Genomic DNA, 21,419 nt, shown 5'->3' with positions numbered 1-21,419 from the left:
GCAATCAGCCGCACGCGGCGACCACGATCATTTCCACGCGCCAACCGGGGTCGATCAGCTGCGCCAGGGTGCAAGCGCGTGTGGGGGCATGGCCTTCGGGGAAAAACTCGTCCCAGACCCGGTTCAACCCTTCATAGTCTTCGCGATGGGCGAGCAGGATGCGCACCGAAAGCACCCGCTCGCGGCAGCTGCCGGCACTGAGCAAAAGCTGCTCGATTCCAGCCAACACCTCGCGGGTCTGCGCCTGGATATCACCCTGCAGGTCCGTGGCAACCTGGCCACCGATATAGAGATGGTTGTCGTACCGGACCATGTCCGAACGGCGTTTTGTCACAGCGAAACGTTCAATTTCCATAGGGCATTCCTGGAGGGATACGAGGGACGGCACTTGTGAAAATCATGCTTGCAGTTCACTGTTCATAAATAAAATCGATTTATCGTATGAACGAATAAGCTGAACCTATAGCAAGGTGCGCCAATGACGATTTCCCATACCCAACTCAAGGCGTTTCACGCCGTCGCCATGAATGGCAGCTTCACCCGGGCGGCCGAGCAACTCTGCCTGTCGCAACCTGCGGTATCCGACCAGGTGCGCAAGCTCGAGGATTATTACGGGGTGATGGTGTTCTACCGCGACAAGCGCCTGGTGCGCCTGACGGAGGTGGGCGAGCGGCTGTTCGGCCTGACCCAGCGCCTGTTCGATATCAGTGTCGATGCCCACGACATGCTCACGGACTACCGTACCCTGTCGACCGGGACCCTGAACCTGGCCGTGGATGCGCCGGTGCACGTCCTGCCTTATGTCTCACGCTTCTGCAGCCGTTACCCCGGTATCGATGTGAAGATTGAAACCGCCAATACCGATGAGGTCCTGCAGCGGTTGTTCAGCCACCAGGCCGACATCGCGCTGCTGGGGCGCAACATCGAAGACGACCGCTTGATGTCGCTGCATCTGCGCAGCGATCCCATGCTCGCTTTCGTCGCCCAGGACCATCCCTGGGCACAACGAGATTCCATCTGCCTGGCCGACCTGCACGACACGCCCATGGTCTTGCGCGAGCAGGGCTCGGTCACGCGCTTATCCCTGGAAGAGGAGATGGCAGCGGCGGGCCTGCACATCCGCAAAGCCATCGAAGTGGAGGGGCGTGAAGCCGCGCGCGAGGCGGTGGCGATCGGCATGGGCGTCGGGGTCGTCTCGGCCGCCGAACTGGGCTCGGATTCACGGGTTCGCGGCTTGCCGATCGTTGACTGTCAGCGGCACTTCACCGAGACCTTGGTGTGCCTGCGCGCACAGAGTTCGCGGCGTATCTTGACGACCTTCCTCGACATGGTTCGAGAAGGCCTGGACGGGTGAGGTTTATCAGAACGTTTGGAGGCTGCCGTATAAATTTTTACGCTTTCTTTACGGTAGGCGGTTTTGCCCCCAACGATACTGGCCGCGATTTTTTAGTCCATCCATGCGTCCGCCTGCATTTCCAATGACGCTGGCCCCGTATTGCCCAAGGATGGCGAGAACTTCCTCCCCCGCAATTTGAGAGAAGCGACCCTTGAGTGAAAATGTAATCAGCGCGCAAACAGATTCCCAATCCAAAACGTCTGGCGCGGGCTTGCTCGTCGCCGCCGTTGGTGTGGTTTACGGGGACATCGGCACCAGCCCCCTCTACACGCTCAAAGAAGTCTTTTCCGGCCACTATGGGGTTCAGGTCAATCACGACGGGGTGCTTGGCATTCTGTCGTTGATCTTCTGGTCGCTGATCTGGGTGGTCTCGATCAAGTACGTGTTGTTCATCCTGCGAGCCGACAATCAGGGCGAAGGCGGCATCATGGCGTTGACGGCGCTAGCCCGCCGCGCGGCAGCACCTTATCCGCACATGAGCAAGGTACTGGTACTGCTCGGCCTGTTTGGTGCGGCACTTTTTTACGGGGACAGCATGATTACCCCGGCTATTTCGGTGCTCTCTGCGGTTGAAGGACTACAGCTGGCGTTTGACGGGATCGAGCACTGGGTTGTGCCCTTGTCAGTGATCGTGCTGGTGGCGCTGTTCTTGATACAAAAACATGGCACGGCTCGAATCGGCATCCTGTTTGGTCCGGTCATGGTGCTGTGGTTTGTGGTGTTGGGCGCGCTTGGCATCTACGGGATTTTGCAGCGCCCGGAAGTGTTGCAAGCTCTCAACCCTGTCTGGGCAGTGCAGTTTTTCGTGGTTCATCCGGGCATCGGTGTGGCGATTCTGGGGGCTGTCGTGTTGGCATTGACCGGTGCTGAAGCACTGTATGCCGACATGGGCCACTTTGGTCGAAAGCCGATTTCCCGTGCCTGGTTTATGCTCGTACTGCCCGGTTTGGCGCTCAATTACTTTGGCCAGGGCGCGTTGATCCTGGGAAACCCGGAGGCTGTGCGTAACCCGTTCTATTTGCTGGCGCCTGATTGGGCATTGCTGCCGATGGTTGCGCTCTCCACCCTGGCCACCATCATTGCTTCACAAGCCGTGATTTCCGGCGCTTTCTCCCTGACTCGCCAGGCCATTCAGTTGGGATATATCCCGCGCATGTTTATCCAGCACACCTCCAGTCAGGAGCAGGGGCAGATTTACATCGGCACGGTTAACTGGGCACTGATGGTCGGTGTTGTCCTGCTGGTCATCGGTTTCGAGTCGTCCAGCGCATTGGCCGCAGCCTATGGCGTCGCGGTGACCGGGACCATGCTGATCACAACGATCCTGTCTTCGGCAGTCGTCCTGCTCCTATGGAAAACCCCGCGCTGGCTGGCCATTCCCATGCTGCTCGGCTTCTTGCTCGTAGACAGTCTGTATTTCGCGGCCAATGCGCCGAAGATTTTCCAGGGCGGTGCGTTCCCGGTGATCGCCGGCATTGGTCTGTTCATTTTGATGACGACCTGGAAGCGCGGCAGAAAGATTATCGTCGAGCGGCTGGATGAATCGGCGCTGCCTCTACCGCTGTTCATCAGCAGCATCCGTACGCAACCGCCCCATCGCGTACAAGGCACGGCGGTATTCCTGACGGCCAGGACCGATGCTGTTCCTCATGCGCTGCTGCACAACCTGCTGCATAACCAGGTTTTGCATGAGCAAGTGGTATTGCTGACAGTAGTGTCTGAAGACAGCCCTCGCGTGAGTGCTGATCGGCGGTTCGAGGTTGAGGCCTATGGTGAAGGGTTCTTCCGGGTCAGTCTGCACTTTGGTTTTATCGAGGAGCCCGATGTGCCCTTGGCGTTGAGTCTCTGTCACTTGACCGAACTGGACTTCAGTCCGATGCGCACGACCTATTTCCTCAGCCGGGAAACGGTGATCCCGACCAAGCGCATCGGTATGGCCCGTTGGCGAGAAAGCCTGTTCGCATTTTTGCTGAAAAATGCCAATAGCAATCTGAAGTACTTCAAGTTGCCATTGAATCGGGTAATAGAATTGGGCACACAGGTTGAGATGTAAAGAGTCATCGGCTGGCTTTTTGGGCCTGCGGTAATGCCTATCCTTTCGCGTTAATTTGCCAGCACCGATGGATGCAGAGCATCGGTGCCGGCCTCGGCGCTACTTGACCGCTTCAACCTCATAATTCACATAACCGAACTCGTTGCTGCGAGCCGCCACGTACTTGCCGTTCTGCTCGAACACCGTGGCCTCGAAGGGCGTGCCGCCGAGTGTTGTCAGCAGGTGCCCGTCCTTGATTTCATACTTGGCCGGTACGCCGAACTGCCCGCCATGCAGCATGTTCAGGTATTCCCCCTCGGCGGGCGCCTTGCCATCGACGCTGGCGACCAGGCGTTGGCCGTCGGTGCCATAGACGATTTCGAATGTCTGGCCAGTGACGGTATTGCGCACCTTGATGGTTTTGCCCACCACGAAGGTTTGCAACTGCTCGTTGGTCAGCGCTTTGGCGCCTTCGGTTTTCAGTTGGTCAATGGTTTTGCCGCCAGCGACAGACTTGCTGTCCTCGGCTGTTGGCGTGTACCAGATCGGTGAGGTCCACGCGCGCTCCTGGACGGTGGACGAGACGTCGGCCGGTGGCGGTACTTGCAGCTTGGCCGCGTCATAGGTGCTCCAGCGCGGGGTCGGGATCTGTAGCGCGCGGGCGTAGTAGAACGCGTGCTGGGCCGGATCGAAGTCCGGATCGACCCAGACTTTTTTCAGCTCGGTGGCACCGATGGTGTTGGTGTAGGTCGCCTTGGAAACATCGACGGTCGAGCCCACCGCAGGGACTTTGCCGGTGACCGGATCCGGTTGGCGATCACCGGCCCAGGCGACGTCGTAGACCTTCTCGAAGGTCTGGCCGTTTTTGGTCCAGCCCTTGATGATCTGGATTCGGTCGAGGTTGCCATCGTCGGCATCCTTGACCGCCCATACCACGAAGGACGGTGCCTGTTTGCCCGGTTTTGCCGGCAAGTCGCCGCCCATGGGAACGCCCTTGGCATAGGCGGCATGCACCCAGTCTTTTTCGTTCCACAGACTGTTGTCGAAGCCCCAGCCACCAAACATGCGCACGGGGATGCGCACGCCGCTGGTGCCGTAGACCTCTTTACGCTTCATGGCATCGAAGATCGATTCACGGGTGTTTTCTTCCGCCCAGACGCCGGCCAGGCCGGAGGTGCTGGTTTGCAGGGCCATCATGCCCGAGTTCTGTTTGCCGGAAAGTCGCGCCGCCGGGGTGCTGTCGGTGAAACCGTGGGAGCCGAAGTTGTTGCTCTGCGAATAGGGAATCACCCCGTTGTGCGAGTCGCTGGCGCCGACCACGCCCATCTTGTACGGGTTGTAGCCGCGGGCTTCCTGCATGGCCATGCCGTTTTGCCAGGCCTGCCTGATGTAGCTGCCGTTGAGTTTGGAGGTGCTGTTGTCGATGCCGATCAGGAAACTCATGATTTCATAATTGGCAAATTCGTCGGTTGGCGACAGTTCGGGGTGGGTTTCGGAAGTGCCCTTGACCTGGTGAATCTCCGTGAGCGATTCATTGCGCATCCGCGTTTCGGCCCATGCCGCATCGATCGGGCGGCCACGATCATCGACGTCCACCGGAAACATCAGACCGTTGCTGAGGTTGGCGTTGTGGGAGATCGCCAGTATTTCATTGCCCTTTTTCCGTTGATCGTCCATCCAGCTCCACAAGTCCTCGGGTTTGCTCGAGTCGAGTGCCGTGAAGGGCAGGTCCGGCACCTTCTTCGAGTCACGGAAAAACACGTTGCGGTGCATGTTCTGATTGTTCGGTGCCGAGGTCCATTCATAGGCGACGAAGGTGGTGAACTTGCCGGGCTTGTAGTACTTGTCGGCGATGGCGATGTTCTGCTGCCAGATGTTGCCGGCCACCTTAGGATCAATCAGTTCCTTGATGGGGGCGTTCAAGCTGCCGGCGATCCACTTGAACACCCGGTTGAAATCCTCCGGAGTCTTGGCAATCAGTTTTTGCGCGATGGGCAGTTTGCTGAAGTCAGACTTCGGATCGTTGGCCAAGGCGATCACGCCCACGTACTCCGAATGATCGGTCACGCCATGGAAATCCAGCGGTCGGCCTTTGAGCTGCACTTCAAACCCCATCGGGTGCTTGACCGGCATGCCAAGCGAGTATTGGTAGGCTTGCTCGGGATCGACCTGGTGGTTGCCGATCAGGTAGGCATCGATCGACCAGGAGCTGTGCGAGTGCGTCTGGCCAAAGTAAACCTCGCGGTCCGGATTGCCCTCTGCCAATGCCAATGAGCTGACAGTGAGCACGGCGCAACCGAGCAGTGACGGCGCGGTGAAGTGTGTAGGGGGTTTCATATTCCACGTCTCCGGAATACGGCAGTGACAGGGTGAAGTTCAGGCCCAGAAACTCGAGACTCGTTCGAAAAACCAGAAGGCCGCCAGTGTTCCCAAACCGTAGGCAGCCATCGGTCGGGCATACAGGAGCGCGGGCCGTGGCAACTGACAACGCAGCAACAACGCTCGCAGGCACAGCACGGCGGCGACGAACATCAACTGGCCGATTTCGACGCCGACATTCAAAGTGAACAGCGCCAGCGGCAGGTCGCGCTGGGGCAAGCCGATTTGCGCCAGCGCACCGGCAAAACCAAAACCGTGCAACAGGCCAAAACAGAACGCCACCACCCATGGCCATTGGATGGTGAAGCTGACGTCGCCACGGTTCTTGCGGACGATTTCCACCGCCAGCAACAGGATGCTCAGGGCAATCGTCGCCTCCACAGGCGGGCCGGGAAGCTGCACCGCCCCCAATGCTGCGAGCGCCAGGGTAATGGAGTGGGCGAGGGTGAACGCGGTGATGGTCTTCACCAGCATCCAGCCATTACCCACCAGCAGCAGGAGACCGCAGACGAACAGCAAGTGATCGAAGCCCCCCAGGATGTGCTGGATGCCATGGACCAGAAACGCACCGGCCACCGAGAACATTCCCGGCGTGGCAGCGATTTCCATCCAGGGTTGCGCGGGGTGGACGAGGGTGGTGGTCAGGCTGCCGTCCAGGCGCGAGACACGCACCAGCACATCGGTGATGCTCGCTTGCAGGCCGACAAACTCGATGCGTTGCCCGACCAGGCCGGCGGGACCGGCTTCAATGACCCGGCGTTCGATCAACGAGTCGTTCAGTTGGCTTTCCACCGGGTCAACGACAGTGCGCACACCTTCGGCAAACCGCAGCGCAATCGGCAAGCGCATGCCTGACAGCACCGGCGTGCGCCACAGTACGTCATAGCGCCCAGCGGCCGTTTCGTTGAGTTCCAGATAAGCAGGGCGGGACTCATGGGCCATCGCGCTCAGCCCCATGCACCCGAGCAGCAACAGCAGCCAGACCCTGCGCCTCATCACGGCCGCTCCGTCTGGATAGTGGCAACGTCAGCGGCGGAAGCCGGCATCATCACCACGACTTCATAGCGTGCTTTGAGCGCATCGAAATTCGCGCGTTTCGATTCGCTGCGTTGCTCGGACAACCAATCGGACTTGACCTGCTGGGCCACGGTTTCGAAAGGCGGTGCCGGTGGTTTGGCCAGCGTATCGATCCACACCAGATGCCAGCCAAAACCGGACTCCACAGGCCCCACCCAACTACCCGGCGTTTGCTGGAACAACGAAAGTGCGAACTTAGAACCAAAGACCCGCGCCACTTGATCCTGTGATTGCTCTGTGTAGGCGCTTTCAAACACGAAGGCATCGCCTTCACCGCTGTTCCTGTCAGTCAGCCCCCTTAGCGCGGTTTGAGCCTGGGCCTGCGCATCCGCACCGCGTTTGTCCAGGGCGAAGAACACATGATGGAAGGTCGCCAGAGGGGGCGGGGCATATTGGTCCTGATTCTGGTTGTACCAGGCTTCAAGTACACCGGGCGCCGGTTCACGAAGTGAGGCGACATCTTCGGCGAGGAAATCCATTTTTTGCGCCAGTCGGCGGCGAATGATGGTGTCGTCTTTATCCAGGCCAAGTTTCAGTGCTTCGCGATAGAGGATTTCCTCTCTCACATAATCATCAATCAGGACCTGCAACTGTTGCTCCGAGGCGGGGCGTTGCCAACGTGCCAGCCAGGAAATCGCGAGCCGCTGGACAACTTCAGGGGTAATTTCGATGCGTTGCGGATCTTGATTGACCGTTGAAGGGTGCAAACCGCCGTACAGTACGAAGAGTGCAAAACCGGCAACTAAGAAGTGCAGTAACGGCTGGCGCAGGCATCGCTTGATTAACGAAAGTCGAGATTCTTTCGCTTCGCAGACGCTCAAGTTCATGTCTTATTGCCCCACGCTATTCTCGAATGGTTTTCGAAACAGAGTGGAGTATTGCTGCTGGGCCGGAACTTTCCACCGAGGTTAATCACGATAAGCACTAGGCATTAGTCGTAATCGGATTAATCCATTTCCCGGGTCCGTGCAGTCTTGCGCCTGTAAAACCCGGGATAAATACCAGAAACCCCAACCCGAAGAGCGATCCCTGACAGATCTGTTCCGTCTTTACATCGGGCGCATGATCAGGCAGTCGCCAGTGCTCAGGCTGGCGTCCGGACTTGCCCTGGTTTGCCTGGCCCCTGTTTGCGACGCTTGCTCAGCACTTTGCTCGCCGGGATCGATGGGGTCATCTGTCTGGCCGCCTCACTCATTTCTTCGTAGGAATCCAGCAGGCAGCGCGCGAGAAAATCCGGATCGGAAACGATGTTCGGCGAGCTGGTCAACGAGATGAACATCTTCCCGCAGTAGCTGGTCGGGTTCCAGATCAGTGACATGCCATCGGCCAGCGGGCCCATGCCGCCCCAGTGCATAAGCTTCGCTCCGAGCAGGTAGAGCTCAGTGTTGGGGCCAGGGACGTTGGTCACCATGCAGTTGTGCAGCAAGACCGGGCCCTTGCCGCCCCCGCCGGTCAGTGTCGCCAGTCGGCCGGCAAGGCCCAGCGTCGCCGGTGGGGTGAACTTCTGCAGGTTCGTCAGTTCATGAGCACCAATTGCATTCTGTATCGCCTTCGATTCCGCCGTAGCGAGTTGTACCGCCTGAAGTCGCTCGAGCGGGTCTTCAATGTGGGTGCCTAACGGAAATCTGAGGATTGAAATCGTATTGGTCGTGCTTGCGGCTCCTTCCAGACGGGTATTGACGGGTGCCATGCTCACCAGGGATTTTTCCGGTAGTTCGTCTTTTGCCTGCAAATAGCGGCGCATCGCGCCGCCGATCATTGCAAGCACCGCGTCGTTGATCGTCGCTCCCGGCACCGCGCCTGTGATCTGCTTCACGGTGGCGAGGTCCAGTGTCACCGAGTCCCAGACACGTTTGGCTGATTCGAGGCTTGATCGAGGCGTGCTGGGCCCGTGCAGCGGGGAAATCGCAAATGCAACAAAAAACGCCGCTGATCTCACGATGGGCGGCGTTTTTTTTATCGCAGTGTCAGGCCTGAACGACCAAGCGGCCAGCCAGCGCTGCCTGGCAAATAAAAAGTAGGGGCAGACCATTTAGCCGAGGAGGGTGACCGCCCGCACCGCTAAAAAATCCGACCTGCTCCTACGAAAACTGCAAATCGCCAAGAATCAGCCAACCGGTGACGAAAGTGTCTGCGGCCAGATCAGACGCACGGCCTCTCCCTCTGCGCGATAGGCATGGCAGGTACCGATAACCCAGGGCCTGGGCATCTGATAAGCAGGGTCATCGCAGCACTTTTGCTTCTGGGCCTCACGCTGCAGGAAAAAAGTGGTCTGGAAGGCCGTGGTCGCCATCGGTCCCAGAAGTTCGGTCAGATGCGTGCAGCCAAGGCTGCCACCCACCCGTTCCAACACACGCTTTTTGAAACCCGAGCCAATCTTCATGCCCACCAACTTCGTGTACACCGGGCTGATTTCGGCACAGTAGGGCGTAGGGCCAACGTCGGTATGGGCGGTGAGCGCGTGAATCACCAGGTCCAGGTCGATCGTCATGGTCAGACGCATCTGGTGGAAAGGCTCACCGGCCTGGACATATTTGAAAAAAATGTCGGAGTCATCGGCCTTGGTATCCAGTAACGTTCCCACGATGTCATACAGGCCATCACTGCGCTCATAACCGCTGCATACCACGTTGCGGGTATGCAGGAGCCTGCGTGTCGCGCGTTCGTTTATCTGCACTGTCATTACCGAAACCTTGTCATCGTTGTGAAAGCGCCAAACCGGCATTCGCGTTCAATTATTGGCTGTCGTCAGGATGAAAAAAACCACCTCTAGTGGGTTGGGGTCAGGATGCTCCATATCACTTAACCTGCGTTCCCAATGCCTGAATCACGCCAAAAACAAGAGGAGAGTGCTCATGCTGTCGGGTATCAAGGTGGTTGAAATCTGTGGGATCGGTCCCGGTCCTTTTTGTGCGATGCACCTGGCCGATCTCGGTGCGGACGTCATTGCGGTTGAGCGCGCCGATCAGGGCGCAGGTCGGGCGAACCTCGTCAATCGCGGCAAGCGATCCGTCGCTGCCGACCTGAAGACCGCCGAAGGTCGCGAACTGGTGTTGAAGCTGATCGAAGACGCGGACGTATTGATCGAGGGCATGCGCCCGGGAGTTATGGAGCGTCTGGGCCTTGGACCTGACGTGTGCCGCGCGCGTAATCCGCGCCTGGTGTTTGGCCGCATGACCGGCTGGGGTCAGGGTGGCCCGATGGCGCAGGCCGCGGGGCACGACAACAATTACATCTCGTTATCTGGCGCGCTGTACCACAACGGCACCGCTGCTGAGCCACCGAGCACCGCTATCACACTACTCGGCGACATCGGCGGTGGTGCGCTTTATCTGGCTGTCGGCCTGTTGGCCGGTGTGCTGAACGCACGCCAAACCGGGCAGGGGACGGTCGTGGACGCGGCGATCCTCGACGGTTCCGCGCACATGATGCAGTTGATGCTGTCGACCCGTAATGCCGGTTTCTTCGGCGAAGGTTTCAATCGCGGCAACAACCTGCATGACAGCTCACATTTCTACTCGACCTATCGCTGCGCCGATGGCGAATTCATAACCCTGGGTTCAATTGAGCCGCAGTTCTACGCGCTGTTGCTGGAAAAATTGGGCCTGCAGGACGATCCACGTTTCGCTCGCCAATGGGACGGCAAACGCTGGGGCGAAATGCATCAACATTTCACGGAACTGTTCCAGACCCGCACCCGAGATCAATGGTGTGAATTACTGGAGTACACCGACGTTTGCTTCTCCCCGGTGCTGAGTCCGGATGAAGCTGCGAAACACCCCCATAACGTGGCCCGCCAAGTGTATTTCGAGCGGGACAATATGCTGCAAACGGTGGCCGCGCCGCGCTTTGATGACCAGGTTGTAATACCTGGTCCGATTCCGCGATTTGGTGAGCATACCGATCAGGTAATGGCCGCGCTCGACGACGCTGCTGCATCGGTATGGCGTTGAATCTGACCCAGCATGGGAGTGTCGCTTTGCAGCGACAACTCTCCAGTATCAGCGGCGCGCCGCGCACAATTGATGGTGGCGTATTGTTTGGCAATACGCCTCGTCGCGTGTGGACTCAGTGGATGCAGCCCGATCAGGACAACCTGGTCAAGTTGGCTTCGCGCGTCCTGCTGGTTCAAGAGCAAAAGCGAAATATCCTGGTCATGGCGGGTAGCGAATCTCTGCTGGCGCCGCTGCCACGCACCTGCAACTGCCAGCCTCATGCTCCGAGCCTTTTGCATAATCTGGCCCGTCTGGGCCTGGGTGAAAACGATATCGATGTGGTGTTTTTCACCCATCTGCACACATGGCCTTCCCAGGACCTGTTGCGGGTTATCGAAGATGGTTTGGTGCAGCGCGTGCTGTTCCCTCGTGCCCATTACTTGACGGGCGAGAATCATTGGCGTCGGGCGCAACATCCTCACCCACATGACCGCAACCTGTTCGTTCGCTCGATTCTGCGCCAACTGGAGCACAGCGGGCGCTTGAAGCTGCTTCAGGCAGGGACGAATGCGGAGCTCGGTGCTGGGTGGCACTTGCATGAGAGTAACGGATACACCCTTGGCCAATTACTGCCGGAGATCAGCATGCCGGGTGGGCCGCTGTTGTTCGCTGGCGACCTGATCCCCGCGATCCGCTGGCTGGATCTATCCCTCACCGGTGGTTACGACCGTAACCCGGAATGCCTGATCGGTGAGAAGGAGCGCTTGCTTGATCATGTGATCGACCGTGGCGGTCGCTTGTTTCTGGCTCGCGACCAACAGGCTGCAGCGGTCAGGATTTTTCGTGATCGCCAATCGCGCTATTCCCCGTATGACCAACAATCTGCGTTGAGCCGCGAGGAGGTTTGACCGTCGAGGCCATCGGGTCGAAATCTTTCGACCCGATGGCCTCTCGGGACCGGGGCATCGCTTACAGCGCGCGCGCAATAATCTCTTTCATGATTTCACTGGTGCCGGCATAGATCCGCTGGACGCGGGCGTCGGCATACATGCGGGCGATCGGGTACTCCATCATGTAGCCATAACCGCCGAACAGTTGCAGGCACTCGTCGATGACCTTGCCTTGGGTTTCGGTCGTCCACAACTTGGCCTTCGAGGCGGTGACCGTGTCCATGGTGCCGTCGAGCATGCGCTGGATGCAGTTGTCGGTGAAAACCCGGGCGAGGGTGGCCTGGGTATCGGCTTCGGCCAGCTTGAAGCGGGTGTTCTGCAGGTCCAGCAATGGTTTGCCAAAAGCTTTGCGTTCACGCACGTATTCCACGGTCAGGCGCACCGCTCGTTCAATGGCCGCCGTGGAGCCAACTGCGCAACCGACGCGCTCATAGGCCAGGTCGGACATCAACTGGCGCATGCCCAAACCTTCTTCACCGCCGAGCAGGTTGGTCACGGGCACCCGTACACCGGCGAACGACAATTCGGCGGTATCGGCGTTGTGCTGGCCGAGTTTCTCCAGGCGTCGACCGACACTGAAGCCTGCCTTATCCCGGGTCTCGACAATGATCAGCGACATGCCTTTGCTACCTGCATTCGGATCGGTCTTGGTCACGACCACCACCAGGTCTGCCATCGAGCCATTGGAGATAAACGTTTTGGCACCGTCAATCACGTACTCGTTGCCTTCGCGTACGGCACGAGTGCGGATGCCCTGCAAGTCGGAACCGGCACCCGGTTCGGTCATGGCGATGGCACCGATCATCTCGCCCGAGGCCATTTTCGGCAGGTATAGGCGTTTCTGGTCTTCGGTGCCGTGATTGAGAATGTAGTGGGAGACGATGTGGTGCACCTGCACGCCAAAACCCCAGTCACCGACCGCTGCCTGCTCTTCGAAAAACACCGCCAGGTGTGCAAAGGTGCCGCCGCTGCCGCCGTATTCCTCCGGCATGTCCAGTGCCAGCAAGCCCAGTTCACCGGCCTTGTACCAGAGTTCGCGGTCGACGTGATGCTGCTTGTACCAACGCTCCTGATGGGGCACTACTTCTTCGGCGAAGAAGCGCCGCACGTTGTCGCGGAACAATTGCAGTTCAGGGTTCATCCAGGGAGAGGTATAGGTTTGGCTCATTTAAAGGTCACCTGAGTGTGTTGTGGGGAGGAGTTACCGGCGCTTGCTGGCCTGTTCTTCGCTGAATCTGGCGAAAACCGTCTGCATCTCTTCCGAGCGCGCCGCCAGCGCCTGGGTCCGGTTTTCAAGTTCGATGGCGGCGTGCAGGGAGGTTGCGTCGACGTTCGTCTGCAATCCCTGTTTGGTCAGGCGCATGGCAAACGCCGAGTTGCGGGCAATTTCCCGAGCCACCTGATAAGCGCTGTCGAGCAGTTCATCGGCCGTCACTACGTGGTTGACCAGGCCGATGCGCGCGGCCGCCTGCGCGTCGATGATGCGTCCGGTGAGCATGAGTTCACTGGCGGCCCCCAGGCCAACGATACGAGGCAACAGCCACGACATGCCGACATCGCACGAAGACAGCCCGAGACGAGTGAACGCCACGCCCATACGTGCCTGCTCGCTGGCCAGGCGGATATCGGCCACCAGTGCCAGGGCCAGTCCGCCGCCGGTTGCCGCGCCATTCACCGCCGCAATCAGCGGCTTGGGCATCAAGCGCAAGGCAGTGATCGTGCTGCCGGCCAACTCCTGGATGGTCATGTACTGCTCGATGCTCAAGCGCGAGAGCTGGCCGGCCACTTCCAGGTCCAGGCCCGCACAGAAACCGCGGCCTGCACCGGTCAGTATCATTGCGCGCACCTGCGGATCCGCCTCGGCAACCACCGCCAGTCGCTTGAGTTCGGTGAACATTTCCAGGTCGATGCTGTTCAGGCTTTCCGGGCGGGCCAGGGTGACGAGGGCAATGCCATCCACGTCCGGACCGGTTATCTGCAGGCGTGTGAATAGCGTCTGGGCGAGTGATTCGCTCATGGCAGGTGTCTCCAAGGGGATGATCGGCAGCGTAAAAAAAAAGCATCGGCGGCGATCGCACACCGATGCAAAGGGGAAGTCAGTGGGTCGTCAGCCCTTTGCCCGAGGCTTAGTCAATTTTTTCCACATCATTGAGCACCCAGCTGCGGTCAATCATTGCCTGCTTGGGACCGTAGATGCGGAAGAGGGTGAAGAAACGTTGGCCCGGCTGGGTGCTGATCCAGTTGCTCTCATGGCCGGGCGGGGCTTCAGGCGCGAAGTACAGATCCACCGTGCCATCGACGTTGCGCTTGAGTTGCTGGTCGTAGGAGTCGAGACCGACCACCCGGGCCTGGCGGATGAACCCACCGGTGCTGACGTCATAGGCATCCACCGACCAGAAATCATTGGCCGGTACGTCGGCCGGGACCCGCAGGCGGTAGCTGTGATTGCCGTCCAGTGGTTGCCCGGTCGCGGTTGCGTAGGACTTCATGTAGACCTGGACACCCGGGGGCACGATGGGCCCAAACATCGCAAACCAGGCGTAGGCACGCTCATCGAGCAATACGCTCTGCCCGGGCTGGACGAAAGTCAGCCTGGTAGCCAGCGTGGTCTTGGGATCGGCCAATGACCGCCACTGACGTTGCTCGCCCCAGATCGGCACCCCCGACTGCTCGTAACCGCTCATGAGGTAAAACTGCGCCTGTTTTGCTTGCTGACTGAGCACTTGGCGCCGCTGGCTGTCGGGGTTGTAAGACATCCCTTTGCCAATGTCCAGGGAACGCAACTGCCCCATGATCGCCAGGTCTCGCTCCTGAACTGGCTCTTCGGCGACCATTCTGGCAATGGCGTCATAGAAGCTGTCGTCAAATTTGGCGATGCCTTCATAAACCTTGTCAGCCATGTCGATGTAGCGATTCGCCGGTTCATTGCCGGCACTCGCCAACGGGTAGACTTTCAAGTTCTTGAGGTAGTCGACACCTGCAGCCAGGTCCTGTTTGTCAACGGTTTTGGTGATCACCCGAAGCAGGCTGTAGTTGTTGAAGGTATTGCTTTGCACAGGGATGTAGCCTGCCGGGACTTGCCCCTGGTAGCCCGGTGGCAGCATCAGGTATTTGCCGCCTTTTCCCTGGTCCTGGCCCTTGTTGCCAACATTCAGCAGGGGCGTCGTCCAGGCGTCGATTAATGTCCCGTACAGCCCCGCCTGGCGGGTGGCCGGGATGTCTACGACCACCGGCCCGTCCTTGAGGTTGACGAAGAACATCACGTACAGCGTCGAATGGTTGGGCGTGGTGGTCTGGTTGCGCCAGTCCGAAGGACGGGACCAGAACATGATGTCGTTGTACTGCGCACCGGCATCGCGGAAATAGGCCTGGCGCATGGCATCGAAATTCACCAGCGGCATGCCCCACACCGCTGCTTCAAAGGCCCGCCCTGCAACGACCTGTGCTTCCAGTTGCTGCTTGTCGGAGGCAGGTGCCGTCTGCAATACGGCGATCAACAAGGCGCTCAACAACGCCGCGGCACACAGCTTCGCTTTGTTTGTTTCAGGCGTGTTTATTCTTGTCATGATTGGCATCGACCCAAAGATGATTGCATCAGCGATGAGCTGCCCCTTGGCATGCAAGGGGCAGGGGGATCAGGCGATGTTGCGCTTGCGGTCACCCCAGAAAGGCTGACGCAATTCGGTCTTGAGCACTTTGCCTACACTGGACAGCGGCAAGGCTTCACGGAACTCGACGCTGCGCGGGCATTTGTAGCCGGCGATGCGTTCGCGGCAGTGGGCGATGATGTCTTCGCCGGTGGCAGCTTCGCCTGGTTTGAGCACGATCACTGCATGCACCGTTTCGCCCCATTTGGCACAGGGTATACCGATGGCAGCGATCTGCGCGACGGCGGGGTGGCTGGCGATGGCGGTTTCAACTTCGGCCGAATAGATGTTTTCACCACCGCTGACAATCATGTCCTTCAGCCGATCGCACACGTAGATGAAGCCGTCTTCGTCCATGTAGCCACCGTCGCCGGTGTGCATCCAGCCGTTGCGCAGCGCTTCAGCGGTCTCTTGCGGCTTGTTCAGGTAGCCGAGCATGACGTTCGGACCGCGCACGATGATTTCCCCCACAGTGCCGCGTGGAACCTCGTTGTCATGGACATCGACAATACGCACTTCGACGCAAATGGCAGGGCGGCCTGCGGAATACATCTTGCCGCTGTCGTGGTGTGCCTGACAGTGATACTCGGCCGAAAGGGAAGTGGCCATGGGCGCCAGTTCGGTCATGCCATAACCCTGGAAGAAGCCGGCGGCGGGGAATGCCTCCCGGGCTCGATCAAGCAGGACAGGGGTAATGGGCGATGCGCCATAACCGATGGCCGTCAGCGAGCCCAGCTCAAGGCTCGCCAACTGCGGGTGTTTGTCCCGGCAATCCAGAAGCATCTGGATCATGGTCGGGGCCAACAGAATTTCGCTGATGCGCTCATGTTCGATGGTTTCCAGTACCATCTGCGGAATGAAGGAGGGCAGGACGACGTGGGTGCCCCCACTTAAGAACAACGCCGTCATGGCGGCGAAGTCGGCCAGGTGAAACATGGGCATGACATGCAGGAACACCGCATCGGCGCCATAGGTCCCCATGTTCAAGGTGGCCATTGCGGAAAATGCAACGTTGCTGTGGCTGAGCATCACGCCCTTGGGAAATCCGGTGGTGCCGCCGGTATAAAAAATCCCCAGCATCTCATCACCGCAACGCCGCGCATCTTCGATCGGATGGGCGACATCCAGCAGCGCCTCGTAGTTGAGCATCCCGCTCGGCGTCTCGCCTTCGCCGGCGTAAATCACCGTACGAATGGTTTTGGCCTCGGCTGCGATTCTGCTGCCCAACGCCTTGAACGTATCGTCGACGATCAGCACCGTGGTCTCTGAATCGTCCAGCGAATAGATAATTTCCGCCGCACTCCAGCGAATGTTCACCGGGTTGAGTACGGCATCGGCCCATGGCACACCCAGGTAGTACTCGATGTAGCGCTGTGAGTTGAGCGAAAGCATGGCAACGCGATCGCCGCGGTTCACACCCAGTCCCTGGAGGACGCACGCCAGGCGCGCAACGCGGTCGCCCAGTTGGGCGTAAGTGATGCTGCGACCCTCAAACCGCACGGCGGTGGCGTCCGGCCTGGCTTGCAAGTGCCGATGCAATCCTTGAGTGATGTACATGGGGAGACTCCAGAATTTTATTTTTATCGTTGATCGTGTAGTCACATCCGGTACGCCGCGGCCACAGGCAGCCGCGCGCGTACCGGCAAGAAAATCGTTACTGCGTCAGAGTGAACGCCCCACCAGCTCGCGCTGGATTTCGTTGGCGCCACCGTAGATGCGCGCTACCCGGGCATCGGCCCACATGCGGGCAATCGGGTATTCGTTCATGTAGCCGTAGCCGCCGAAGAACTGCAGGCAGCGGTCCAGGACCTCGCTGTTACGCTCGGTCAACCAGAACTTGCCCATGGACGCGGTGGCGGAATCGAGCTTGCCGTCGGCCCATTGCTGGATCAGGTAGTCACAGAAGGTCCGCGAGGCCAGTACCGTGGCTTTGACGTCCGCGAGCGTGAAGCGGGTGTTCTGGTACTCCAGAACGGTCTTGCCGAACACGGTACGTTCCTTGGTGTATTCCAGGGTCAGCGCCAGGGCCCGTTCCATCTGTGCCGCCGCACAAATCGCGATTTGCGCGCGCTCGTAAGGCAGTTGCTTCATCAGTGTATAGAAACCTTTGCCTTCGACGCCGCCAAGTAGACATTCGGCTGAGACCTCGACATCGTCGAAGAACATTTCCGAGGTGTCGGAGGACTGCAGGCCGACTTTGTCCAGGCACTGGCCACGACGAAAACCCGGCAGTCTGGTATCGACCAGAAAGATCGAAATGCCCTTGGAACCGGCACTCAGGTCGGTTTTCGCCACCACGGCGACCATGTCGCTGAGCTGGCCGTTGGTGATGAAGGTCTTGGCGCCGTTGATGATGTACTTGTCGCCTTGTTTGACCGCCCGCGTGCGAACCGCCTGCAGGTCGGAGCCGGTGCCCGGTTCGGTCATGGCAACGGAGCAGATCACTTCACCCGAGGCGATTTTCGGTAACCAGTGCAGCTTCTGCTCTTCGGTGCCGTCATCGAGGATGTAGTGGCCGACGATGTGGTTGATGCCAAGGGAAATCCCGCTGACACCGGCATAATTTAGCTCGTTGACCACGGCGGCGACGTGGGCCGGCGTGCCGCCGGCGCCACCGTATTCAACCGGCACGTCAGGCAGGATCATGCCCATTTCACCGCAGGCCAGCCACGACTCGCGGTCGGCCTGATGCTGCTGGCGCCACTTTTCTTCGCGCGGGGCCAGGCTCTGGGTCACAAAACGACGAATGCTATCGGCGAAGGGTTGTACGTCTTCGTCCATCCACGGCGAACGATAATTTTCCAGCATGGCGTGTACCTCGGGTTCATCGAAAGTTCAGGGTCCGTTCGCCCTCGCACCGGAGCAGGGGCGAACGGGAAACGGCGAGCTTAGAGGCTGCCCATGCCGCCGCCGCAGACCAGGGTCTGGCCGGAGACGTAGTTGGCTTCCGGCAGGCACAGCATCACCACCGAACCTGCGGCTTCGTCCGCGGTACCCGGGCGGCCCAGCGGGATGTTCTGGCTGGCGCCATCAATCATCGCCTGTTGGACGCCGACCTTGATTTCGCGACCTTCGATGTTCACGGTCTTGCTCTCGGTGCCGGCCAGTGCCTGGGTCAGGCGGGTATCGATGAAGCCGAACGCCACGGAGTTGACGCAAACCTTCATGCGGCCCCACTCGCGGGCCAGGGTCTTGGTCATGCCGAGGATGCCGGCCTTGGCCGAGGAGTAGTTGGTCTGACCGGCGTTGCCACCTGCAGCCACAGAGGAGATGTTGATGACCTTGCGGAACACTTCCTTGCCTTCGGCGGCTTCTTTCTTCGCCTGGGCACTGATGACCGGCTGGGCGGCGCGCAGGATGCGGAAAGGTGCGGTCAAGTGGCAGTCGAGGATGGCGTACCACTGTTCGTCGGTCATCTTCTGGATCACGTTGTCCCAGGTGTAGCCGGCGTTGTTGATGATGATGTCGATGGCGCCGTAGTTCTGAACGGCGGTTTGCACAAAACGATCGGCAAAATCAGCGGCGGTCACGCTGCCCACACAAGCCACGGCTTCGCCGCCGGCGTTGCGGATTTCTGCAACCACTTCTTCGGCTGGAGCGGCGTCGAGGTCATTGACCACCACGCGAGCGCCGTAAGCGGCCAGTTGCAGAGCGACGCTGCGACCGATACCACGGCCGGAACCGGTGACCAATGCGACTTTACCTTCAAGCTTTTTCATTGTGCTTAACCTTCTATTGTTGTTGGTTGGAGGAGGGGATCAGCGCAGCGCTACGATGGCTTCGCCGACGAGTTTGTCTTCGCCATATTGATTGGCGCAGCGGATCGACAGGCGAACGCGTTTTTCGCCATCGGCTTCGAATTTCTCGACCACCTGGCCGGTGCAGGTCGGCACGTGGCCCAACTGAGTAATGCCGGTGAAGCGGATCGACAGCTTGCGCACCTGCTGCTGTGGTACCCACCGGGTCAGCAGACGGCCCAGATAGGCGGCGGACAACATGCCGTGGGCGAACACATCGGGCATGCGCGCCTTGCGGGCGAAATCGAGGTCGATGTGGATCGGGTTATGGTCGCCGGAAGCGCCGCAGTACAGCGCCAGCGTGGTGCGGTTGACCGGTTGCAGCTTGAGCAGCGGGATTTCGTCGCCAACCTGGATATCGGAGTATTGAACGGTAGTCATCGACGGTTCCTTAACGCTGTACGAGAGAGCAACGGAGATCGGCGATGTGCTCGCCATCCTGGTTGGTGACGCGGACTTCGTTGACCACGAATTGCAAACGGCCACCCGCTTTTTCGTAGACATCGACAATCTTGCTGTCGAAGGTCAACACATCGCCTGCAACCGCTGGCTTGTGGTACTCGAACGACTGCTCGGCGTGCAGGATGCGGCCCAGGTCGAATTCATAGATCCGCAGTTGCGCTTCGATATCGCGGCCTTCGCCACTGAGGCACACCAGGAAGGTCGGCGGTACCGGCAGCGATTTGTAGCCGGCTGCCTTGGCGGCGGCTTCATCGGTGTACACCGGGTCGGTTTCGCCAATGGCCTTGGCGAAGAAACGCAGGCGGCCTTTTTCGACTTCGGCGGTGGTTACGCCGAGCGAACGACCGATCAGACTCTTGTCTGCCATCTCAGTTGATTCCTATCAGTAGTCGGGAAAACGCGCCGGAAACCCGACGCGCATCATTTATCAGCCGCGGCCGAACAGGGTGACGATGCAGGCGCCGCCCAGGCCGAGGTTGTGTTGCAGGGCGAGGTTCACGCCCTCGACCTGGCGCGCTTCGGCGGTGCCGCGCAGCTGATGAGTCAGCTCGTAGCACTGCGCCAGGCCGGTTGCGCCCAGTGGGTGGCCCTTGGAAAGCAGACCGCCGGACGGGTTGGTGACGACCTGTCCGCCGTAGGTGTTGTTGCCATCGAGGATGAATTGCTCGGCTTCGCCGACCGGGCACAGGCCCAGGGATTCGTAGGTGAGCAATTCGTTGTGGGCAAAGCAGTCGTGCATTTCCGCCACACGGATGTCCCGTGGATCGACGCCGGCCTTTTCATAGACTTCTTTGGCCGCGCGCTGGGCCATGTCGAAACCGACCATCTGGATCATCGACGGCGGATCGAAAGCGACCGGCTTATCGGTGGTCAGCGATTGGGCCAGGATGACCACGTCAGTGCGCAGGCCATGTTTTTTCGCAAAGGCTTCGGTGCAGACGATTGCGGCAGCGGCGCCGCAAGTAGGTGGGCATGCCATGAGGCGAGTCATCACCCCTGGCCAGATCACCTGATCGTTCATCACGTCTTCGGTGGTTACGACCTTGCGGAACATCGCCAACGGGTTGTTCGCGGCGTGACGGCTGGCCTTGGCGCGAATGGCGGCGAAGGTGCTCATCTGCGTGCCGTACTTTTCCATGTGCTCGCGGCCCGCGCCGCCGAACATTTTCAAGGCCATCGGCAGTTCCGCCGCATCGGAGGCCAACTGGTCGACGATGGCGATGCTCTTGCCCATCGGGCCGGGGCGATCGTCCCAATGGCTCTTGAGCGCACCGGCCTGCATCTGTTCGAAGCCCATGGCCAATGCGCATTCCACCGCACCGCTTTCCACCGCCTGGCGTGCCAGGAACAACGCGCTGGAGCCGGTCGAACAGTTGTTGTTGACGTTGATCACCGGGATGCCGCTCATGCCGACGTCATACAACGCCGCCTGGCCACAGGTGGAATCGCCGTACACATAGCCCACGTAAGCCTGCTGGATCAGCCCGTAGTCCAGGCCGGCATCCTTGAGCGCCAGGCGCACCGCTTGCGAGCCCATTTCAATGTAAGTCCCGCTGGTGCCCGGCTTGACGAAGGGAATCATGCCGACGCCGGCCACGTAGATTTTCTGCGACATCTCAAACTCCATGCTCAATTGATGATGCTTCGCCACGAACACTTGGCGAGGCGTCAGCGGCAGTGGATGCCGCCACACTTCAAATGTGACTGAACACGTCAGGGGCGTAACCCGGTCAGGATGGGTGGG

At 59.5% G+C, this 21,419-nt stretch carries 19 protein-coding genes; 4 read left to right on the top strand and 15 right to left on the bottom strand.

Annotation, left to right across the window (positions count from 1 at the left end; translation table 11 throughout):
- Positions 1-4 precede the first annotated feature (4 nt).
- Complete coding sequence (locus Q8X48_RS23760) at positions 5-355, bottom strand: RidA family protein (protein ID WP_407801407.1); 351 nt, start codon at positions 353-355, stop codon at positions 5-7.
- Between the two features lie 123 nt (positions 356-478).
- Between Q8X48_RS23760 and Q8X48_RS23755 the strand changes: the two genes are divergently transcribed.
- Together Q8X48_RS23755 and Q8X48_RS23750 are read left to right on the top strand one after the other, a co-directional pair.
- Complete coding sequence (locus Q8X48_RS23755) at positions 479-1,354, top strand: LysR substrate-binding domain-containing protein (RefSeq protein ID WP_015095084.1); 876 nt, start codon at positions 479-481, stop codon at positions 1,352-1,354.
- 193 nt (positions 1,355-1,547) lie between these two features.
- A complete protein-coding gene (locus Q8X48_RS23750; RefSeq protein WP_015095085.1) occupies positions 1,548-3,449 on the top strand; it encodes a potassium transporter Kup in 1,902 nt (633 codons plus the stop codon).
- A 99-nt stretch (positions 3,450-3,548) separates the two neighbouring features.
- Here the strand turns inward: Q8X48_RS23750 and Q8X48_RS23745 are convergent, their stop codons facing one another.
- The 5 genes from Q8X48_RS23745 to Q8X48_RS23725 form a co-directional block, all read right to left on the bottom strand.
- Positions 3,549-5,765: a DUF3604 domain-containing protein gene (locus Q8X48_RS23745; RefSeq protein ID WP_407801406.1), complete on the bottom strand. Its 2,217-nt coding sequence runs from the start codon at positions 5,763-5,765 to the stop codon at positions 3,549-3,551.
- 39 nt (positions 5,766-5,804) lie between these two features.
- Positions 5,805-6,803, bottom strand: coding sequence for a HupE/UreJ family protein (locus Q8X48_RS23740; RefSeq protein WP_407801405.1), 999 nt, complete (start codon positions 6,801-6,803; stop codon positions 5,805-5,807).
- A complete protein-coding gene (locus Q8X48_RS23735; protein WP_407801404.1) occupies positions 6,803-7,711 on the bottom strand; it encodes a peptidyl-prolyl cis-trans isomerase in 909 nt (302 codons plus the stop codon). The genes Q8X48_RS23740 and Q8X48_RS23735 overlap by 1 nt, the downstream gene beginning before the upstream one ends.
- Positions 7,712-7,968: 257 nt before the next feature.
- Positions 7,969-8,700 carry a WS/DGAT domain-containing protein gene (locus tag Q8X48_RS23730; RefSeq protein WP_407801403.1) on the bottom strand — a complete coding sequence of 244 codons (732 nt, stop codon included), beginning with the start codon at positions 8,698-8,700 and terminating at the stop codon, positions 7,969-7,971.
- 291 nt (positions 8,701-8,991) lie between these two features.
- Complete coding sequence (locus Q8X48_RS23725; RefSeq protein ID WP_407801402.1) at positions 8,992-9,609, bottom strand: DUF2889 domain-containing protein; 618 nt, start codon at positions 9,607-9,609, stop codon at positions 8,992-8,994.
- Positions 9,610-9,739: 130 nt separating this feature from the next.
- Here Q8X48_RS23725 and Q8X48_RS23720 point away from each other — a divergent pair, with 130 nt between their 5' ends.
- Positions 9,740-10,837 carry a CaiB/BaiF CoA transferase family protein gene (locus Q8X48_RS23720; RefSeq protein WP_407801401.1) on the top strand — a complete coding sequence of 366 codons (1,098 nt, stop codon included), beginning with the start codon at positions 9,740-9,742 and terminating at the stop codon, positions 10,835-10,837.
- Positions 10,838-10,863: 26 nt separating this feature from the next.
- A complete protein-coding gene (locus Q8X48_RS23715; protein WP_407801400.1) occupies positions 10,864-11,727 on the top strand; it encodes an MBL fold metallo-hydrolase in 864 nt (287 codons plus the stop codon).
- Positions 11,728-11,788: 61 nt separating this feature from the next.
- On the opposite strand, the gene Q8X48_RS23710 is transcribed toward Q8X48_RS23715, so the two are convergent.
- The 9 genes from Q8X48_RS23710 to Q8X48_RS23670 form a co-directional block, all read right to left on the bottom strand.
- Positions 11,789-12,937: an acyl-CoA dehydrogenase family protein gene (locus Q8X48_RS23710; protein WP_407801399.1), complete on the bottom strand. Its 1,149-nt coding sequence runs from the start codon at positions 12,935-12,937 to the stop codon at positions 11,789-11,791.
- A gap of 33 nt (positions 12,938-12,970) precedes the next feature.
- Positions 12,971-13,786 carry an enoyl-CoA hydratase/isomerase family protein gene (locus Q8X48_RS23705; RefSeq protein WP_407801398.1) on the bottom strand — a complete coding sequence of 272 codons (816 nt, stop codon included), beginning with the start codon at positions 13,784-13,786 and terminating at the stop codon, positions 12,971-12,973.
- A gap of 109 nt (positions 13,787-13,895) precedes the next feature.
- Entirely contained in the window at positions 13,896-15,335 is a 1,440-nt protein-coding gene (locus Q8X48_RS23700; RefSeq protein WP_407801397.1) for a DUF1254 domain-containing protein, read from the bottom strand.
- A gap of 69 nt (positions 15,336-15,404) precedes the next feature.
- A complete protein-coding gene (locus tag Q8X48_RS23695) occupies positions 15,405-16,973 on the bottom strand; it encodes a long-chain-fatty-acid--CoA ligase (RefSeq protein ID WP_407801396.1) in 1,569 nt (522 codons plus the stop codon).
- A gap of 105 nt (positions 16,974-17,078) precedes the next feature.
- A complete protein-coding gene (locus Q8X48_RS23690) occupies positions 17,079-18,224 on the bottom strand; it encodes an acyl-CoA dehydrogenase family protein (RefSeq protein WP_407801395.1) in 1,146 nt (381 codons plus the stop codon).
- A gap of 80 nt (positions 18,225-18,304) precedes the next feature.
- Positions 18,305-19,135, bottom strand: coding sequence for an SDR family NAD(P)-dependent oxidoreductase (locus Q8X48_RS23685; protein ID WP_008060918.1), 831 nt, complete (start codon positions 19,133-19,135; stop codon positions 18,305-18,307).
- 39 nt (positions 19,136-19,174) lie between these two features.
- Positions 19,175-19,594: a MaoC family dehydratase gene (locus Q8X48_RS23680; protein ID WP_407801394.1), complete on the bottom strand. Its 420-nt coding sequence runs from the start codon at positions 19,592-19,594 to the stop codon at positions 19,175-19,177.
- Between the two features lie 10 nt (positions 19,595-19,604).
- The gene (locus Q8X48_RS23675; protein WP_008060920.1) at positions 19,605-20,042 is read right to left on the bottom strand and encodes a MaoC family dehydratase N-terminal domain-containing protein; all 438 of its coding nucleotides are present in this window, start codon (positions 20,040-20,042) and stop codon (positions 19,605-19,607) included.
- Between the two features lie 60 nt (positions 20,043-20,102).
- Positions 20,103-21,290: a lipid-transfer protein gene (locus Q8X48_RS23670; protein ID WP_008060921.1), complete on the bottom strand. Its 1,188-nt coding sequence runs from the start codon at positions 21,288-21,290 to the stop codon at positions 20,103-20,105.
- Between the last annotated feature and the right edge of the window lie 129 nt (positions 21,291-21,419).

This window comes from Pseudomonas sp. QLc11A, assembly GCF_052112305.1.
GTDB lineage: Bacteria > Pseudomonadota > Gammaproteobacteria > Pseudomonadales > Pseudomonadaceae > Aquipseudomonas > Aquipseudomonas laurylsulfatiphila.
This window is presented reverse-complemented; position numbering and strand designations above follow the sequence as displayed.

What these genes read in the sequence shown, in the direction of transcription:
- Q8X48_RS23760 (WP_407801407.1), bottom strand. Translation starts at nt 355, where the DNA reads ATGGAAATTGAACGTTTCGCTGTGACAAAACGCCGTTCGGACATGGTC.
- Q8X48_RS23755 (WP_015095084.1), top strand. Translation starts at nt 479, where the DNA reads ATGACGATTTCCCATACCCAACTCAAGGCGTTTCACGCCGTCGCCATG.
- Q8X48_RS23745 (WP_407801406.1), bottom strand. Translation starts at nt 5,765, where the DNA reads ATGAAACCCCCTACACACTTCACCGCGCCGTCACTGCTCGGTTGCGCC.
- Q8X48_RS23740 (WP_407801405.1), bottom strand. Translation starts at nt 6,803, where the DNA reads ATGAGGCGCAGGGTCTGGCTGCTGTTGCTGCTCGGGTGCATGGGGCTG.
- Q8X48_RS23735 (WP_407801404.1), bottom strand. Translation starts at nt 7,711, where the DNA reads ATGAACTTGAGCGTCTGCGAAGCGAAAGAATCTCGACTTTCGTTAATC.
- Q8X48_RS23725 (WP_407801402.1), bottom strand. Translation starts at nt 9,609, where the DNA reads ATGCCGGTTTGGCGCTTTCACAACGATGACAAGGTTTCGGTAATGACA.
- Q8X48_RS23720 (WP_407801401.1), top strand. Translation starts at nt 9,740, where the DNA reads ATGCTGTCGGGTATCAAGGTGGTTGAAATCTGTGGGATCGGTCCCGGT.
- Q8X48_RS23710 (WP_407801399.1), bottom strand. Translation starts at nt 12,937, where the DNA reads ATGAGCCAAACCTATACCTCTCCCTGGATGAACCCTGAACTGCAATTG.
- Q8X48_RS23705 (WP_407801398.1), bottom strand. Translation starts at nt 13,786, where the DNA reads ATGAGCGAATCACTCGCCCAGACGCTATTCACACGCCTGCAGATAACC.
- Q8X48_RS23700 (WP_407801397.1), bottom strand. Translation starts at nt 15,335, where the DNA reads ATGACAAGAATAAACACGCCTGAAACAAACAAAGCGAAGCTGTGTGCC.
- Q8X48_RS23695 (WP_407801396.1), bottom strand. Translation starts at nt 16,973, where the DNA reads ATGTACATCACTCAAGGATTGCATCGGCACTTGCAAGCCAGGCCGGAC.
- Q8X48_RS23690 (WP_407801395.1), bottom strand. Translation starts at nt 18,224, where the DNA reads ATGCTGGAAAATTATCGTTCGCCGTGGATGGACGAAGACGTACAACCC.
- Q8X48_RS23685 (WP_008060918.1), bottom strand. Translation starts at nt 19,135, where the DNA reads ATGAAAAAGCTTGAAGGTAAAGTCGCATTGGTCACCGGTTCCGGCCGT.
- Q8X48_RS23680 (WP_407801394.1), bottom strand. Translation starts at nt 19,594, where the DNA reads ATGACTACCGTTCAATACTCCGATATCCAGGTTGGCGACGAAATCCCG.
- Q8X48_RS23675 (WP_008060920.1), bottom strand. Translation starts at nt 20,042, where the DNA reads ATGGCAGACAAGAGTCTGATCGGTCGTTCGCTCGGCGTAACCACCGCC.
- Q8X48_RS23670 (WP_008060921.1), bottom strand. Translation starts at nt 21,290, where the DNA reads ATGTCGCAGAAAATCTACGTGGCCGGCGTCGGCATGATTCCCTTCGTC.